We start from the raw sequence: 15,328 nt of genomic DNA on the forward strand, positions 1-15,328 counted from the left end.
TTTATTTCAGGTTTAGTTTTTCTTTTATCGTTTTTTCATTTAATTCTCCCACTACTTTATCTTGTATGACTCCATTTTCATCAAGAAAAAATGACGTCGGATATGTAAGAATTTTATATCCACTGTTCATTTTATTTTTTGGATCAAGTAATATCGGAAACGTAAATCCAGCCTGTTGAACAAAATTTTCAACATCTTTTGCACTTTTCTCACTGGCAGTAAAGTTAACCGCGACAATCGTTACTTCATCTTGATGCTTTTCATATATTTTTTGCATGATCGGCATTTCTTTTTTACATGGTGGACACCAAGTGGCCCAAAAGTTTAAAAGTACTTTTTTTCCATAAAAATCGGAAAGCGATTTCTTTTCTCCATCCAAAGTCGTCACTTCAAAATTCGGAGCTTTGTTTCCTATTTCTAAACCGACTGTTTCCTTCTGGGAATTGATCCATTGCCATACTGCAATCGCTGCTAATGCGATTAATAAAAAAACAGCAAGCTTTTGTTTCATAAACCATAACACCTCTGATTCAATACGATAGCATTTCGAAATGATGCCCAACTTCATCATATATTATTTTTGTAAAAAAAACAGTATTTCATATCAATTGTCTAATTTTAGCCAAAAAATAACGGGAACTATGAACAGTTCCCGCTTTTTTTCAATTATTATCCTTTTAATCTTTCTCTTAATACCATTTGTAAAATTCCGCCATGTCGGTAGTAATCAATTTCAACTTCACTGTCAAAGCGAACTAATACTTCAAACTCTTTTTTGTTTCCGTTCTCATCAGTTGCCGTTACTTTGATGTAATCGCGCGGTTTTACCGATTCATCAATGTGAACATCCAATACTTCTTTACCGGTTAAACCAAGTGTTTCCGCATTTTCGCCTTCTTTAAACTGAAGCGGAAGAACACCCATAAGAACAAGATTAGAACGGTGAATACGTTCGAAGCTTTCAGCGATAACCGTTTTGATTCCCAATAAGTTCGTTCCTTTAGCAGCCCAGTCGCGAGAGCTTCCCATTCCGTAATCTTTTCCTGCCAGTACAACAAGTCCTGTTCCGTCCTGTTTATATTTCATGCAAGCGTCATAAATAGACATTACTTCGCCTGTCGGCCAGTACGTTGTATATCCGCCTTCAGTTCCCGGTGCAATTTGGTTGCGAATGCGGATGTTTGCAAACGTACCTCTCATCATTACTTCGTGGTTTCCGCGTCTTGAACCGTAAGAGTTGAAATCTCTTGGCGATACACCTTTAGACAGCAAGTATTGGCCTGCAGGAGTATCTTTGCCAATCGCACCTGCTGGAGAAATGTGGTCTGTTGTGACAGAATCGCCGAATTTTCCAACAACGCGAAGCCCTTTCAACGGTTCTACTTTACCAGGCTCAGGAGACAATCCTTCAAAGAATGGCGGATTTTGGATATAAGTAGACTCTTCGTCCCATTGATATAATGGCTCATCTGTTGTTTCAATGGCATTCCAGCGTTCGTTATCATCAAATACACGTTCATATTCTTTACGGAATAATTCTGGTGTAACAGTTTGTTTCACAACTTCATTAATTTCTTCCATTGAAGGCCAAATATCTTTAAAGTAAACATCGCTTCCGTTTTGATCCTTTCCGATTGGATCATTCAGTAAATCAATGTCAACAGTCCCTGCTAATGCATAAGCAACAACTAGAGGCGGTGAAGCTAAATAGTTACCTTTCACGAGCGGATGAATACGGCCTTCAAAGTTCCGGTTTCCGGAAAGAACAGATGTGACGAGCAAATCATTTTCAGCGATCGCTTTTTCAATTTCATCTGCAAGCGGTCCAGAGTTCCCGATACAAGTTGTACATCCGTAACCGACAAGGTTAAACCCTAATTTTTCAAGATAAGGCATTAAGCCAGAATTTTGAAGATAACCGGTTACAACTTTTGAACCAGGTGCCAATGATGTTTTTACATATTTTGGAACAGTCAATCCTTTTTCAACAGCTTTTTTTGCAACGAGACCGGCGCCTACTAAAACATATGGGTTTGACGTATTCGTACAGCTTGTAATCGCCGCAATAACGACTGCACCCGTTTTCATTGTTGTTTTTTCGCCATTTGCAAATTCAACCGTTACTTCCTTATTAAGTTCGTCCGGCTGCAAGCCAAATCCTTGGTTTCCTTGCGGAGCTGTAAGAGCTCTATGAAATTCTTCTTTCATTTTTGAAAGAGGAATTAAATCTTGAGGACGCTTCGGACCGGAAAGATTTGCTTCAATTTGAGAAAGATCGATTTCAACTACATCCGTAAAAATAGGATCTTCTGCTTCAGGCGTGAAGAATAAACCGTTTTCTTTACAATATGTTTCCACTACTTTTACATGCTCTTCATCTCGACCAGTTAAACGCAAATATTCAAGCGATTCATTATCAACAGGGAAAAATCCGCATGTTGCTCCGTATTCAGGCGCCATATTCGCAATAGTAGCACGGTCAGCAAGCGGAAGCTTTGCAACACCAGGGCCGAAAAACTCCACAAATTTTCCTACCACGCCTTTTTGACGCAGTACTTGAGTTACTTTAAGGGCTAAATCTGTTGCTGTTGTTCCGTTAGGCAGCTCGCCAACAAGTCTTACTCCGATGACTTCAGGTACAGGGAAATAGGAAGGCTGTCCAAGCATTCCAGCTTCAGCTTCGATTCCGCCGACACCCCAACCTAAAACACCGAGTCCGTTAATCATGGTTGTATGGGAGTCTGTTCCAACTAACGTATCAGGATATGTTTCGTATTCTCCATTTTCACCTTCAACCGCATGGACAACGCTTGCTAAATATTCCAAGTTTACTTGGTGGACAATACCTGTTGCTGGCGGAACAGCACGGTAGTTGTCAAATGCTTTTTGAGCCCAATTTAAAAATTTATATCTTTCAGCATTTCGTTCGAATTCAAGATTCATGTTATATTGCAGCGCATCATCTGTTCCGGCACGATCCACTTGAACAGAATGGTCGATAACAAGATCAACAGGCTTTTCCGGATTGATTTTTTGTGGATCTCCGCCCATGTCAGCCATCGCTTTTCTTAATGAAGCTAAATCAACGACAGCAGGAACGCCGGTGAAGTCTTGCAAAATGACACGAGATGGTTTAAATGGAACATCCAAATTTTTAATTTCATCTGTTCCCCATTTCGCAAGGTTTTCAACATGTTCTTTTGTAATAACTCGTCCATCCACTTGGCGCAGGACTGATTCCAAAAGAACTTTGATTGAATAAGGCAAACGGGAAACTTGACCAATTCCTGCATCTTCTAGCGCTTTTAATGAATAGTAGTTGTACGTTTTTCCGTTAATTGAAAAGCTTTTTCTTGCACGGAAAACGTCATTTTTCTCTAACTGTTGCTGTGACATGTCATTTTATCCCCCTTTAAACGTAATTTCGACAAAAATGCCGAATATCTCCCCACTTTAAACATCACACATTTAAATCTTAATATACTTTTTATGATAAGTAAATATCAATGATGTTATCAATTATTATAAGAAATGCTTATTTCACTAAAAAAATTAATATATTCAGTATAATTTTTTCTTGTTAAATGGAAGTGTTGGCATGAGAAAAAAATAGTGAAAAACGACGGAACCTCCGCCGCTTTCAAATGTCATCCAAATTCACTTCCTGCACAATTCGATCTAAATCGCTCTTGTACTGTTCTAAATGCTTTCTCTGCGTTTCCGATGCAACTTCCAATGCATTTTGAATTTGTTCATACGCCTCATTAATTTCTTGGCGAAGATGCTTTAGCTGATGTCCATAATCAGAACTGTTTTTCGTTAGATTGACATGTGCTTTATGAACTTCCACCATTCCTTGTTGTACTGCATCAAATGCTTGTTTTTTATTTTTATGGTACGGCAAATATAGCACTCCTTTCGTTTTTTTTATCTTCTATAGTGTTTTTTTCATGAAATCAATTTATTCTAAAATGAATGAATGATTTCAAAACTATTCAAACTAAACGACGAAAGATAACAATGCTATTCTTTACTATTAAATATTAAGGAGCGATGTATATGGCAAAAGATCAAGTACAAAATGATCAAAAACAAAACGTTCAAAATCGGAAGGGACAGCCAGAGCCGTTATCTGGATCGAAAAAAATAAAAAATCGAAATCATAGCCGCCAAAAACATAACTCGGAGCATGATTTATAAAAAAATGGGGATGTTTAATTGAAATGTCCCCAAGTAGACAGCGGAAATAATAAAAATGCTTTAAGCGGCTTGAGCTCTACATTCTAATGGGCTTAAGCCGTTTAATTTTTTTGATAACGTTCGTTATTATAAAACTGAATATTCCTTAATGGTCTGTTGTAACGCTTCAAACGTTTCATATCCCTCTTTCACATTATAAGGTTCGACAAAAAGATTCCATTGGGCCGTTATCAATGCAACGTCCAACTCTTGTCATACTATGGCTTTTAAGCATATCATAAGTCTTTCTTCGGCTTATAGACGTCCCCTTTCATCTTATAGAAATGTTGAAATGATGTTTATGTTTTCAATGAGAATTTGACTTTCTGGACTGCCGCCGTTTCGATTTTTATACACGTCTTTTCTACATATTATGTCTTGCGGAAATCCTTCGTTTATGGTTTTTCTTTAACGACGAATTTTAAAGTTATATCTATTTTTCATTTAGAACAATGTTTTTATTAATAATAAAAAGTTGATGACAAATGATTGAAATGAAAGTGGAATCTATCATAAAATATAGTAAGGTGAAAATGGAAGCTTTTTTTCAGCAAATGACAGATATTGATAATATAAAATTTTTAAGTCTGGAGGCTGTCATGAACGGGCGTTTATATGAAATGTTAATTTATCCTTCCAAATCAGGCGATATTAAAATTAGTATTTACCGTGATGCAGTTGAATACCAAGTTTTCGCGGAAATTAATGACTGCTTTTCTGTCGGCCGTCATAAAAAGAAATTAGAAGCTGTGAGACGTGCTGTAAAAGAATTGATAGATGCATATGAGTCGATTAATCCTTAACGGTTTTCATCAACTTCGCCGAAGTGCACGAATTAATGGAAATGTTAAGGCGATGGGGGTGATTTCATGCTTGAAGGCTGGTTTTTATGGTTTATTCTCATATGGGTTGTGTTTCTTATAACTATGTTATCGATTGGCGGCTTCTTCATGTTTCGCAAATTTTTGAAACGGCTGCCGAAAGAAGACGGAAAATCTGAACTTGATTGGGAAGAGTATTATATTCAACAGACTCGGCATTTATGGTCAGAGGAACAAAAGGCGTTGTTAGAAGAATTGGTTGCACCGGTTCCAGAGCTTTTCCGCGATGTTGCCAGACAAAAAATCGCAGCAAAAATCGGTCAACTGGCATTAGAAGAAAAAGCTCCATCTATTACGCAAGATTTGGTCATTCGAGGCTATATTATCGCAACTCCAAAACGGGACCATAAATTTTTAATTAAAAGACTAAAAGAAAAAAATATCGACTATTCCAAATATGAAGCACTCTTTTAAACAAAAACATAAGCCTTTCGGGGATTTGTCCCGAAAGGCTTATTTATATGGAATAAACGGTAACCTGCTTTAAACAGCCGGCAGCTATATGTATTTTTTACGTTCCGTTCAGTTGATTTTTCAGTTTTTTATACGAAATGAACATCGCAATTCTCCAAGGCACAATCATTCCAAAAGCCAGCAGCCAGAACATACCGCTTAATTCGCCAACATCGATAGACGCGCTTAAATAAGATTTTAGCAGAATTCGTACAACTAACAGACCAATCAAAATGTAAACAAAAGCTTTTGACCTTTTTAAATAGATTTCTTCTCCCCGAACTTCAAAAGTAGAGGTTTTTATTAAAAAAATCGAAAAAATCAGCCCGACTGTCAACGCCTCTAAAATTTCCATCGGCGTTATGCGGAATTGCGGAAATAAATACATAAGGGCTCCAGTGCTCATAAAGATCGGAGGCAAAATAATTTTTTTCGCTGTCGCCGGCTTTTTAGCAGCCTTTGTTCTCATCATAATTACGAAAATGCCCATTAATACAGCCGTAATAGAAGACCAAATGACCATGCAGAACCATCCTTTTATTTTCAGCTTCTTTCTTTAATAATATTATAGAAAAAAAAGCAAAATGAAAAGGCTAATTCATAACTCTTTTGATGGCTTCCATCACACGATCTTCATCAAAAGGCTTTGTAATAAAATCGAGTGCTCCTGCTTCTATCGCTTCGATAACCATTTTTTGCTGTCCCATTGCCGAACATATAATGATTTTCGCATCCGGAAATTCCTGTTTAATTTTTGTAATAGCCTCAATGCCGTTCATTTTCGGCATTGTGATATCTGTGATTAATACATCTGGTTGTAATTGCTTGTATAATTGTACCGCTTCGATGCCGTTTTCCCCTTCTGCAACAACCTCAATACTATGCTTTTTCAAAATGTCCTTTAATGTTTCCCTTAAAAATTTCGCATCGTCAACGATCAATGCTTTCAAATTAATTCCACCTCAATTATCCTCGCAAACTAAATCCTTTGATATTATACTACTTTCTGTCACAAAAAAGTACCGAGAGGTTTAAAATATTGTCAAAAATCTCGTTTTTCTCTTAAATGACTAAAAATTAAAACCCGGTTGGTAAAAATATAAGAATTTTGTTCATCCAATTAATAATTTTAGTCATCCAATCAAAAAACAGCAGAATTCCCATGAAAATCATGAATATGCCTCCAATTTTCATGATTTTCACATTATGTTTTTTGATCCAATTCATCCGCCCGATGAAGAATGATAAAATAAAGAACGGTACTGCAAAGCCTAGCACATATGCTGTCATATACAGAACTCCAGAACTAGGATTGGTTGCCGCTAAACCGATTACTACCATAAGAATTGGGCCCGTACAGGGAGTCCATCCAGCTGCAAACGCCATACCAATCAGAACAGATCCAAGAAATCCGGCTGGACGATTTTTGAATTCAATCCTTCTTTCCTTCATTAAAACATCAGGTTGAAAAACACCGAGAATAACGAGTCCAAAAAAGATAATGAGGATCGCTCCTATTTGTCTTATCAGATCTTGATAGTTCAAGAAAAAGTTTCCAATCAAGGATGTGCCGAACCCCATTGCGATAAAAATGGCAGAAAAACCAACTAAAAAAAAGAAAGTATGTAATAAGCTTCTTTTTTGCAGCATAGCGTTTTCAGTTTTTAACTCATTAACCGATACCCCAGTTATATACGATAAAAAAGCAGGATATAAAGGCAAGCTGCACGGAGAAATAAACGATAAAAAACCTGCTCCAAATGCTAAAAACACATTAATTTCCGACATTTTGCTGCTCCTTCCAAAAGATTTACCTCCATCCATTCTAACAGATCATTGAATAAATGTTTAAAAGAACGTTTGACATTTTCCGCACATTATTACAATGAACCTTCTCCCGCCATGAATGACTATTTTTACAACTTCTTACAACGAAAAAAGAATTAATCTTACCTTGAGAAAGGAAAGACTAATTCTTACTTCACAATTCCGTTATAAAACAACGCATATATTAAGTAGTATAGATAAAAATTACATGATGTCAAAAAATATGATTGGTCATCATGAACTAATTTAATGAAAAATCATTCAATAATGCCTGAAACGAAATTATTTTAATTGATTTTGCATCGCTTTCATCATTTGATTGATTTTCTTCTGGGACGGTTTCATTCCCATTTGCATCAAAAACCTTGATATTTCAGGGTTTTAAGCATTTTTCAAACCACTTTTTCTGTAAAGAAAAATATACCATATTTTCTGTTATTTGTCTATCAAATATTTTGAGAAATAGAAAAAATGTGGTTTATCCTATCTCACATGTCAAAATAATCAATCCCGCTTTTGTATAATTGACATTCACAACTCTATAAGTATAACCTGCAACCTCATATTCATCATTAACTGTAATTTTTCAAGTAAATAAAAAGTTGCACTTGTTTAGTACAGCCCACCTATTCATCATCCTCAACAATACTTTCCCAATCCATATCAACATCATGAACTTTTAAAGTTACTACTTCCCCATTGCTTGTTTTAATTGATATTTCATCTATCTCAATATTAAACGAATTAAGCTTTGTTATGATTTCCGCAATTGCTTCGTTTTCTGATCCAGCATTAATCAATTTTGAAACAGCAAACGATAAAGTGCCTTGAGCCAAATATTTTTTTAATTTCTCATTAACTTTAATCATTTTACATTCTCCTCTCAAATAGATGTTAAATTTTTTATTTTACCGAACTTAAATTTTTTCTTTCTGTTATAACTAAAGAAACATTACTTTTTTACCATACCTAATTTCTTCTGAACTGTAACCAATCCGACCAACAATAAATAACGTTGTTGTTTTGTTAATCGTAACCAATCTTTGCTTGCTATGATCATTCATTACCCTCCTTATCAAAAAATGTACTATATAGTGTTCATTTTGCATATTGTAGTGTTAATTAAATATTGCACACTGTAATGTGCATTGTCAACACTATAATTGCCAAAATAAACAATTTAATATATAATTTTCACTAGCAAGGAGGATTAATTATGATAAAAGTACATTTATCACGGATCATGGGAGAAAAAAAACTGAAAATAGCTGATGTGGCAAGAATGACAGGGTTGCATCGGAATGGAATTGCAAAGCTATACAATGAGGAAACTGATGGAATAAAGTTTGATACTTTAGACAAGTTATGTAAAACTTTGGATTGCAAAGTTGAGGATCTTATTGAATATATTGATGATGAAAAAGACCACTCGAAATGAGTGGTCTTAATTATTAATGCTATTGTCCATGTTAATATTCATAAACGGTTACCTTTTTGAACGAAATTCTTTTTAATTTCGATCTCCTAGATATTCCTGTTGGATTTTTTCTAATTTACCTGTTTCTTTAAACTTTAAGATCGTATCATTGAAAAATTTTAAAAGTTCTGTATCTTTTTTTCTTACTGCCATTGCATAGCTTTTCTTCGGTACAAACTCTTCTCCATTAGGGAGATATATAGCTCCCGTAAAATATGTATACGTCTTAGTTAAATCTGTTTCTACGAGGTTATCAATACCAGGCACAACATCAACATCTCCACGTTTTAAAGCAATAATCACATCGTCAAATGTAGGAAATTCTCTTAGTTCAACTGGAATATTATTTGATTGAGCCATTTCTTTTATTACTGCGATATTAAAGTCTCGATATACTTTTAAATCGTTTGTCCATTCTGTCTGAACGGGAACAATAATTTTATCTATATCGTACTTTGCCTTGTTTTCAATTTTACTTTGCACTTGTTGCTCTTCCTTTGTTTTATTTTCTTCAACAGTTTTTTCTGAACTGCAACCTATCATACTTATAAATACCAAACAAAATATTGTTAAAAGCAAATTTTTTTTCAAACTTAATCACCTCTTTACGAAATTTTCCTACTAATTGAGCATTTTGCAAAATTAGATTTTTATTAAAAAGAGTTTTAAAAGAAACCCAAATAAATTGGGGTATTTTGTATCTTTGGTTTACAAATATTCTGTTTGTCCTTTTTTGGGCGTACTTGCAGAATTTTTCGCTTTAAAAATTTTTTAAGCGGTTTGTTGCTTTTTACTCTCTTTTGCCATTGCGAGAGCTGAAACCAGTAATACGATGGCGTTCAAGTAAATATGAGTTTTTACTTTATCGATTCCCCACACATGCAGGGAGTTCGCTGTAAGATAACTTTTCATTCTTGAATTGCACCGTTCTACACTGGTTCGCTCATTGTAAAGTTCTTTCCAACGTTTGGAATCGCGGTGTGGATTAGAGTACCGGCGAAGATCCTTATTCACGTTAATTTTTACTACCATTCCATAGTTGGAGGATGAACAGGCTGCCATTCCTAATGGGCAATCCACTTTTCCGGTTGCGTGTGGACATCTGAATTTGAGCTGGTCCTTATTGGCTCCCCAATAAGTCATTTCGTACCCCATAGAACAGCGTGGGGTTCCATTGGAGGCAATTCCTTCGGGAGTCATTTTCATTACGCAAATTGAGTGGAATAATAGCTTGAGCCCCAATGTTCTTGGCGGATTCGTAGTTTTTAAGCTGGTCGTACCCACCATCCATTATCAGGAAATCAATTTTAGAGTTTGTACAACTCTTTACTTGTTCAATTAATTGTGGTGCGACATCCCCATCGTTGATATGAGCAGGGGTTACTTCAATCGCCATTGGTAATTCACTTTTGGTGTCAACGGAAAGATGCATCTTATAGCCAAACCAAGTAATTTTATTACCGAAGGAATCAAACTTTGCCCCCCAATTGGCGTTGCCTGTTTGTTCACTTCGCTTCTTAGGCTGCTTCTTTTCGTAAGCATCAATGGCGGCACTGTCGATAGCCTGATGTTTTCCATCAATTACTCCTTCCTCTTGAGCTAACTGGACGAGATCTTGAAAGATTCTTTTCACGAGTCCAGTTTTGGTTAGTGAAGAAAATACTCGGCTAAGAGTAGAGATGGATGGTGCAGGCCTGCTAATATCTAAACCACATTGGTAACGAAAACGCAGGTCATTTTTCAATCGATTGTGAAGAGAAGTAAAAGTATCAATACCTTCTAATGGGGCAGCGATAAGAGCCCTTAATATCCCTTCTTTGGAATGGGGCTGTCCGAAAAGTCGATTGAATCGACCTTGGGCTCAGCCCTTTTTTCTGTTTTTAGGGTACAAAAAAATCGTCCTTTTTTATAGAATGAAATTGACCAAAAAACATTCTACAGAAAGGACGATTTCTTATGAATAATCAAATGACTATTCAAGAAAATTATAACACGCAATTAGAAATGACTCTAGAGGGTATTCAAAAAATAGAGGTTCAAAAGAATAAGAAACGCAAAAAACTAGTTTTCCAACCTTATTGCAATCGTCAAGTCATGAGCATTTTAGATATCGAAATGTATATTCCTGAAAATCATGTCGCCCGTTTAGTGGATGAAATGGTGGAATCGATTCCGGATGAAGTGTTGTATACTCATTATGTTGGTGGGGGTCGTGCACCCTATCACCCTAAAATGTTATTGAAAGTGATTTTATATGCGTACACTCAAAATGTTTATTCAAGTCGGAAAATAGCGCAAATGGTGAAAGAAAATCTTCCGATGATGTGGTTGGCGGGATTGCAAACCCCTGACCATCGCACAATAAATGATTTTCGTAGTGTTCGTATGTCAAACATGATGGATTCTGTATTTGAACAATTTGTCCTTCAACTAGTAGAACAAGGACTTATCGACCTCGACCATATTTTTGTGGATGGTACGAAAATAGAAGCGAATGCCAACAAATATACGTTTGTATGGCGAAAATCCGTAGAAAAATATGATCAGAAACTACGAGCCAAAATTCAATCGTTTCTACAAGAAGCGCACCAAATCGCCTTGGAGGAATTAAAAGAAGAACAATTAGAAGAAGAATTAGAAAAATCATCGGCACAACTTTCTGAGAGAATAGAAGCTTTGGAAAAAGATTATAAACAGGAAGAAGACAAAGAAAGAAAAAAAGAACTTCGCTCTAAAAAATCCCAACTCACCAAACAACTGAAAACGATTCAAACGGATTATCTTCCACGATTACGAAAATACAAAGTACAAAAACAGATTCTAGGTGAACGAAATAGCTACTCGAAAACCGACCATGAGGCCACTTTTATGCGAATGAAAGAGGACCATATGAAAAACGGCCAACTCAAGGCGGGTTATAATGTTCAACTCGCCACACAACATCAATTTATCGTGGGATTTGAAATTTATCAAAATCCAGGAGATACTCGCTGTTTCCAACCATTTATGGAAAAGTTATTGGAATCGATGCCGAAGGAAAAGAAACTCAAGTATGTCATTGCCGATGCAGGATATGCGAGTGAAGAAAACTATTTATATGCGATTGGCGAAGAAAAAGAACCTCGTTTTGAATTATTAGCCCCATACCAAACCTATTTGAAGGAACAAAGTAAAAAGTTTAAAAAGGATTTATCAAAAGTACAAAACTGGAAATACATCGAAGAAGACGATTGCTTTATCTGTCCGAACAATCGGAAAGTCGTATTCAAGTATTATCAAAAAAGAAAAAATGCATCTGGATACATACAAGATTTGAAAGTGTACGAGTGTGAAGATTGTACGGATTGCCCGTTGAAGAATGGGTGTACGAAAGCCAAAGGAAATCGTCGAGTATATTGGAACACGATTTATGAAGAAATGAAAGCGAAAGCCAAAGCAGCTCTTGGTGACGAACAAAAGGCAGCTCTTTATGCGAAGCGTAAAGTGGATGTCGAAAGTGTGTTCGGTAACATCAAGGGCAATTTGCGTTTCACTCGATTTCTGTTACGGGGGCTTCATAAAGTCCGAACAGAATTCGGGATTGTGGCAATGGCCCACAACATACTGAAATGGGCCGCAAATTCCCAAACCAATTTCAAAAATAAGGAAACAGAGCGAATGGAAAAACTCATTGTTTTCTCCATTCGCTCTGTTTTTATGGACTTTTTAGACAAGCCCTTTTCAATTGTTTAGCATAAGGACGCAAATCTAGAGCACTAAAAAAGATCGGTAATTTCTCTTTTGACTCTAAAATTTGCAATTCTTCAAAGGAAAATAGACTTTCTTGTAGAATATACAAAGTGACTTCCTCCTTGTGGATTTTTGTGGTTTGGTCACTTCAAAATTCTACAAATAAGGGGTGAAGTCCTTTTTTATGCTTTAGAAAACCTTATGGCTCTTGGGTTGAAAAATGTGCAAAATGCTCACTAATTATAACATTACTATGTGAACCAAAAAAGGAACGGTAACTTACCGTCCCTTATGAGCGTAATTTTAGTCCATTTACTTGGACAATACGAAATGGATAATCTTTTTACATTAACTCTTTTTATTTATAACTGTATTTTTTATTTTGGACGAAGAAAAAAATGAAACGAGTGGAATTATTTTAAATGGTGATGAGTGATGAAAAAATACAAACTGAAAAGCAATATTTGGGAACTAATTGAAAAGAGTGGATTGCGGAATGATTACATACGAAAACACGTAAATGTGCAACAAAAACAGCTTTGGAATTGAAAAAATGGAGTAAGTTTCCCGCCTTTGGAGAAAGCCTTTATTTTAGCGAAAATTGTAGGGTGTAAAGTGGACGATCTTGCGGAGCTGGTTGAGGTAGAAGAGGAAGAATAAACTTTTATGAGTAGACTTCAATCCTAATGTTGTACAGTACAATAATAAAGGAGTAAGTATATGAAGTTACTTTTGCCATTCATGATACTGATAGGCGTTGTACTAGGCTTTTGTTTAATAAATTTAATTAATATGAAGTTATTATTACCCTTCATGACATTAATTGGTGTTGTATTAGGTTTTTGTTTAAATTTAATCAAAGATTATATTCAAAATAAGCCTAAAATCAGAACTGGGATCAATGAGTCATCTGGAAAATTTAATTACTATAAAAATTTTGTAAATGAAAATGGTTTTGACGTAGAAAAGATAGCAACTCCCGATGAAGCTTCATTTTTAGAATTAAAAATAAAAATTGACGTTTATAATATTGGAAAATCCGATACTGCTATTAAAGATTTAATGATTGACGCAACAGCTAACAATACTACAATGAGTTTTAAACCTGAATTAAAGATTAATGGAGAAACCAACAAAGACTACACATTTAATGTAAAAAGTGGGAGTATTACTACTTTGGACTTACACTTAAAGATTCACAAAGATGAAGATACCGAATATCTATTTAATTTAATAAAAATGTAACATTGTTCCCAGATGAAAAAGAATGTTTGTTATTTACCGTAGTAAGGTACTGTCAAGAATTTTGTGTAATGTAAGATAGATAGGGTATCTCTGAAATGGATTTAGAATAGAGAGGGATATTTCCTCCACACAGGAGACTGAATATTCAGTCTCCTGTGTGGAAAGGGAGAATTCCCTTATTTTGTTTATTTACAATATTTGGTTAACAATAACGTTCTTCAAACATTCGTTGAAGGGCTTCATGCGCTTCGGCAAATCCTCGCAACTTTCGCCCTGCCCATTTCTCATTAAAATCTTGAACAGTCAAATACACGACTTTTTCCGCGGCTTCTAAACTGTTCAAACTGTTCATCGGCTTTAGGCGTTTCCGAATCTCCTTGATCGTTCGTTCGATGGCATTGGTCGTGTAAATCACACTTCGAATACTGTTTGGATAATCCATAAATGTAAGGAGGACATCCAACTCATTTGCCCAAGATTGAACTTCTCTTGGATATTTGCTGGACCATTTTGATTCAAACTGTTGAAACATCTCCAGTGCAATTTTTTTATTCGGAGATCGATAAATGAGTTTCAAATCTTCCGCCATTTCGAATTGGTCTTTTTTCCGAACACGACTAAGTGTGTTACGGACTTTGTGAACGACACAACGCTGCACATCGGCTTTCGGATAAACCGCCTTAAAGGCTTCCTCTAAACCCGGTAGTCCATCGAATACGCCCAGAAGCACTTCCTTGACGCCTCTTTGGTAGAGATTTTGAAGAATTTCCTGCCATACATAGGCACTTTCTTGTCCTCCTACAAAGAAATCAAGAATTTCACGATATCCTTCTTCATTCACACCTAACACCACATAAATGACTTCTTTCTCAACGGTTTCACGACGAAGTTTTACGTATAAACCATCCAAATATAAGACGGAATAACGCTTATGTAGAGGACGAGTGTGCCATTTCTCGATGTCTTCCTTCACGACATCGGTAATATGACTAATCGTTGTTGGTGAGTAGGCATTTCCTAAAATTCGTTCAATAAACTTACCAATTTCCCGCGTACTCATGCCACTTTGATACATTTTGATGACGGCTTCCTTGAGCCAGCCAGTATGACGTTGGTAAGGGGCAAACAGCTGCGTTTGAAATTCCCCATTTCGATCTCTTGGGACCAAAAGACCTTCAATCCGGCCATATTGCGTATCTAGATTTCGTTGATAATAACCGTTTCTCATATTCGACGTTCCAGCCTGTTCAATTTCGAGGAAACTTTTCATTTCTTCTCGCATGATCAGTTCTAATTTTTCCTTTACAAACTGACGAATAACACTTTCCAGTTGATTTGCCCAGTCTACATTCGGTATACTTTTAGACATAGGTAGGGTTCTCCTTTCTCTGGAATGTGTTTTTGTCCAAATCAGAGAATACCCTACCTTTTTTCTTTTGGTCTAGCAAAATGCTTTACACAAAATTTTATACATCAT

The 15,328-nt window shown here is 35.9% G+C and carries 15 protein-coding genes and 3 pseudogenes; 6 read left to right on the top strand and 12 right to left on the bottom strand.

Annotation, left to right across the window (positions count from 1 at the left end; genetic code table 11):
- Position 1: 1 nt before the first annotated feature.
- The 3 genes from NST97_RS03825 to NST97_RS03835 form a co-directional block, all read right to left on the bottom strand.
- The gene (locus tag NST97_RS03825) at positions 2-511 is read right to left on the bottom strand and encodes a redoxin domain-containing protein (protein ID WP_130156985.1); all 510 of its coding nucleotides are present in this window, start codon (positions 509-511) and stop codon (positions 2-4) included.
- 158 nt (positions 512-669) lie between these two features.
- Positions 670-3,396: an aconitate hydratase AcnA gene (gene acnA, locus NST97_RS03830; protein WP_066248551.1), complete on the bottom strand. Its 2,727-nt coding sequence runs from the start codon at positions 3,394-3,396 to the stop codon at positions 670-672.
- A 244-nt stretch (positions 3,397-3,640) separates the two neighbouring features.
- A complete protein-coding gene (locus NST97_RS03835; protein ID WP_341342946.1) occupies positions 3,641-3,904 on the bottom strand; it encodes a hypothetical protein in 264 nt (87 codons plus the stop codon).
- Positions 3,905-4,059: 155 nt separating this feature from the next.
- On the opposite strand from NST97_RS03835, the gene NST97_RS03840 reads away from it, so the two are divergent.
- The 3 genes from NST97_RS03840 (at position 4,060) to NST97_RS03850 (ending at position 5,534) form a co-directional block, all read left to right on the top strand.
- Positions 4,060-4,200 (top strand): small acid-soluble spore protein P, encoded by a 141-nt coding sequence (locus NST97_RS03840; protein WP_063387694.1) that lies wholly within the window; start codon positions 4,060-4,062, stop codon positions 4,198-4,200.
- A 524-nt stretch (positions 4,201-4,724) separates the two neighbouring features.
- A complete protein-coding gene (locus NST97_RS03845; protein ID WP_063387695.1) occupies positions 4,725-5,042 on the top strand; it encodes a hypothetical protein in 318 nt (105 codons plus the stop codon).
- 66 nt (positions 5,043-5,108) lie between these two features.
- Complete coding sequence (locus NST97_RS03850; RefSeq protein WP_063387696.1) at positions 5,109-5,534, top strand: DUF2621 domain-containing protein; 426 nt, start codon at positions 5,109-5,111, stop codon at positions 5,532-5,534.
- 97 nt (positions 5,535-5,631) lie between these two features.
- Here NST97_RS03850 and NST97_RS03855 read toward each other — a convergent pair whose 3' ends face one another.
- From NST97_RS03855 to NST97_RS03875, 5 genes and pseudogenes are all read right to left on the bottom strand, one after another.
- Positions 5,632-6,096, bottom strand: coding sequence for a CcdC family protein (locus NST97_RS03855; RefSeq protein WP_339196269.1), 465 nt, complete (start codon positions 6,094-6,096; stop codon positions 5,632-5,634).
- Between the two features lie 70 nt (positions 6,097-6,166).
- The gene (locus tag NST97_RS03860) at positions 6,167-6,523 is read right to left on the bottom strand and encodes a response regulator (protein WP_063387698.1); all 357 of its coding nucleotides are present in this window, start codon (positions 6,521-6,523) and stop codon (positions 6,167-6,169) included.
- A 127-nt stretch (positions 6,524-6,650) separates the two neighbouring features.
- Complete coding sequence (locus NST97_RS03865) at positions 6,651-7,361, bottom strand: cytochrome c biogenesis CcdA family protein (RefSeq protein WP_066251214.1); 711 nt, start codon at positions 7,359-7,361, stop codon at positions 6,651-6,653.
- Positions 7,362-7,682: 321 nt separating this feature from the next.
- Positions 7,683-7,763 (bottom strand): annotated as a pseudogene (locus tag NST97_RS03870) (YneF family protein); the annotation flags it as partial.
- A gap of 263 nt (positions 7,764-8,026) precedes the next feature.
- On the bottom strand, positions 8,027-8,269 hold the full coding sequence (locus tag NST97_RS03875; protein WP_339211578.1) for a hypothetical protein: 243 nt from the start codon (positions 8,267-8,269) through the stop codon (positions 8,027-8,029).
- 347 nt (positions 8,270-8,616) lie between these two features.
- On the opposite strand from NST97_RS03875, the gene NST97_RS03880 reads away from it, so the two are divergent.
- The gene (locus NST97_RS03880) at positions 8,617-8,838 is read left to right on the top strand and encodes a helix-turn-helix domain-containing protein (RefSeq protein ID WP_339211580.1); all 222 of its coding nucleotides are present in this window, start codon (positions 8,617-8,619) and stop codon (positions 8,836-8,838) included.
- 72 nt (positions 8,839-8,910) lie between these two features.
- Here the strand turns inward: NST97_RS03880 and NST97_RS03885 are convergent, their stop codons facing one another.
- Both NST97_RS03885 and NST97_RS03890 read right to left on the bottom strand, forming a co-directional pair.
- A complete protein-coding gene (locus NST97_RS03885; protein ID WP_339211581.1) occupies positions 8,911-9,468 on the bottom strand; it encodes a substrate-binding periplasmic protein in 558 nt (185 codons plus the stop codon).
- A 180-nt stretch (positions 9,469-9,648) separates the two neighbouring features.
- Positions 9,649-10,702, bottom strand: a pseudogene (locus tag NST97_RS03890) (transposase); the annotation flags it as partial.
- A 269-nt stretch (positions 10,703-10,971) separates the two neighbouring features.
- On the opposite strand from NST97_RS03890, the gene NST97_RS03895 reads away from it, so the two are divergent.
- The gene (locus NST97_RS03895) at positions 10,972-12,609 is read left to right on the top strand and encodes an IS1182 family transposase (RefSeq protein ID WP_445684592.1); all 1,638 of its coding nucleotides are present in this window, start codon (positions 10,972-10,974) and stop codon (positions 12,607-12,609) included.
- Here the strand turns inward: NST97_RS03895 and NST97_RS19185 are convergent.
- Positions 12,596-12,715: pseudogene (locus tag NST97_RS19185) on the bottom strand (transposase); the annotation flags it as partial. The gene NST97_RS03895 and the pseudogene NST97_RS19185 sit on opposite strands and share 14 nt — an antisense overlap.
- A 611-nt stretch (positions 12,716-13,326) precedes the next feature.
- Between NST97_RS19185 and NST97_RS03900 the strand changes: the two are divergent.
- On the top strand, positions 13,327-13,851 hold the full coding sequence (locus NST97_RS03900; protein WP_339209805.1) for a hypothetical protein: 525 nt from the start codon (positions 13,327-13,329) through the stop codon (positions 13,849-13,851).
- 202 nt (positions 13,852-14,053) lie between these two features.
- Here NST97_RS03900 and NST97_RS03905 read toward each other — a convergent pair whose 3' ends face one another.
- On the bottom strand, positions 14,054-15,220 hold the full coding sequence (locus NST97_RS03905; protein ID WP_340881559.1) for an IS256 family transposase: 1,167 nt from the start codon (positions 15,218-15,220) through the stop codon (positions 14,054-14,056).
- Positions 15,221-15,328 lie beyond the last annotated feature (108 nt).

This window comes from Aeribacillus sp. FSL K6-1305, assembly GCF_038050115.1.
In the GTDB taxonomy this organism is placed as follows: domain Bacteria; phylum Bacillota; class Bacilli; order Bacillales; family Aeribacillaceae; genus Aeribacillus; species Aeribacillus composti.

Coding starts and splice junctions, on each gene's coding strand:
- NST97_RS03850 (WP_063387696.1), top strand. CDS start 5,109: ATGCTTGAAGGCTGGTTTTTATGGTTTATTCTCATATGGGTTGTGTTT.
- NST97_RS03845 (WP_063387695.1), top strand. CDS start 4,725: ATGATTGAAATGAAAGTGGAATCTATCATAAAATATAGTAAGGTGAAA.
- NST97_RS03905 (WP_340881559.1), bottom strand. CDS start 15,220: ATGTCTAAAAGTATACCGAATGTAGACTGGGCAAATCAACTGGAAAGT.
- NST97_RS03900 (WP_339209805.1), top strand. CDS start 13,327: ATGAAGTTACTTTTGCCATTCATGATACTGATAGGCGTTGTACTAGGC.
- NST97_RS03855 (WP_339196269.1), bottom strand. CDS start 6,096: ATGGTCATTTGGTCTTCTATTACGGCTGTATTAATGGGCATTTTCGTA.
- NST97_RS03825 (WP_130156985.1), bottom strand. CDS start 511: ATGAAACAAAAGCTTGCTGTTTTTTTATTAATCGCATTAGCAGCGATT.
- NST97_RS03895 (WP_445684592.1), top strand. CDS start 10,972: ATGAGCATTTTAGATATCGAAATGTATATTCCTGAAAATCATGTCGCC.
- NST97_RS03880 (WP_339211580.1), top strand. CDS start 8,617: ATGATAAAAGTACATTTATCACGGATCATGGGAGAAAAAAAACTGAAA.
- acnA (WP_066248551.1), bottom strand. CDS start 3,396: ATGTCACAGCAACAGTTAGAGAAAAATGACGTTTTCCGTGCAAGAAAA.
- NST97_RS03865 (WP_066251214.1), bottom strand. CDS start 7,361: ATGTCGGAAATTAATGTGTTTTTAGCATTTGGAGCAGGTTTTTTATCG.
- NST97_RS03875 (WP_339211578.1), bottom strand. CDS start 8,269: ATGATTAAAGTTAATGAGAAATTAAAAAAATATTTGGCTCAAGGCACT.
- NST97_RS03840 (WP_063387694.1), top strand. CDS start 4,060: ATGGCAAAAGATCAAGTACAAAATGATCAAAAACAAAACGTTCAAAAT.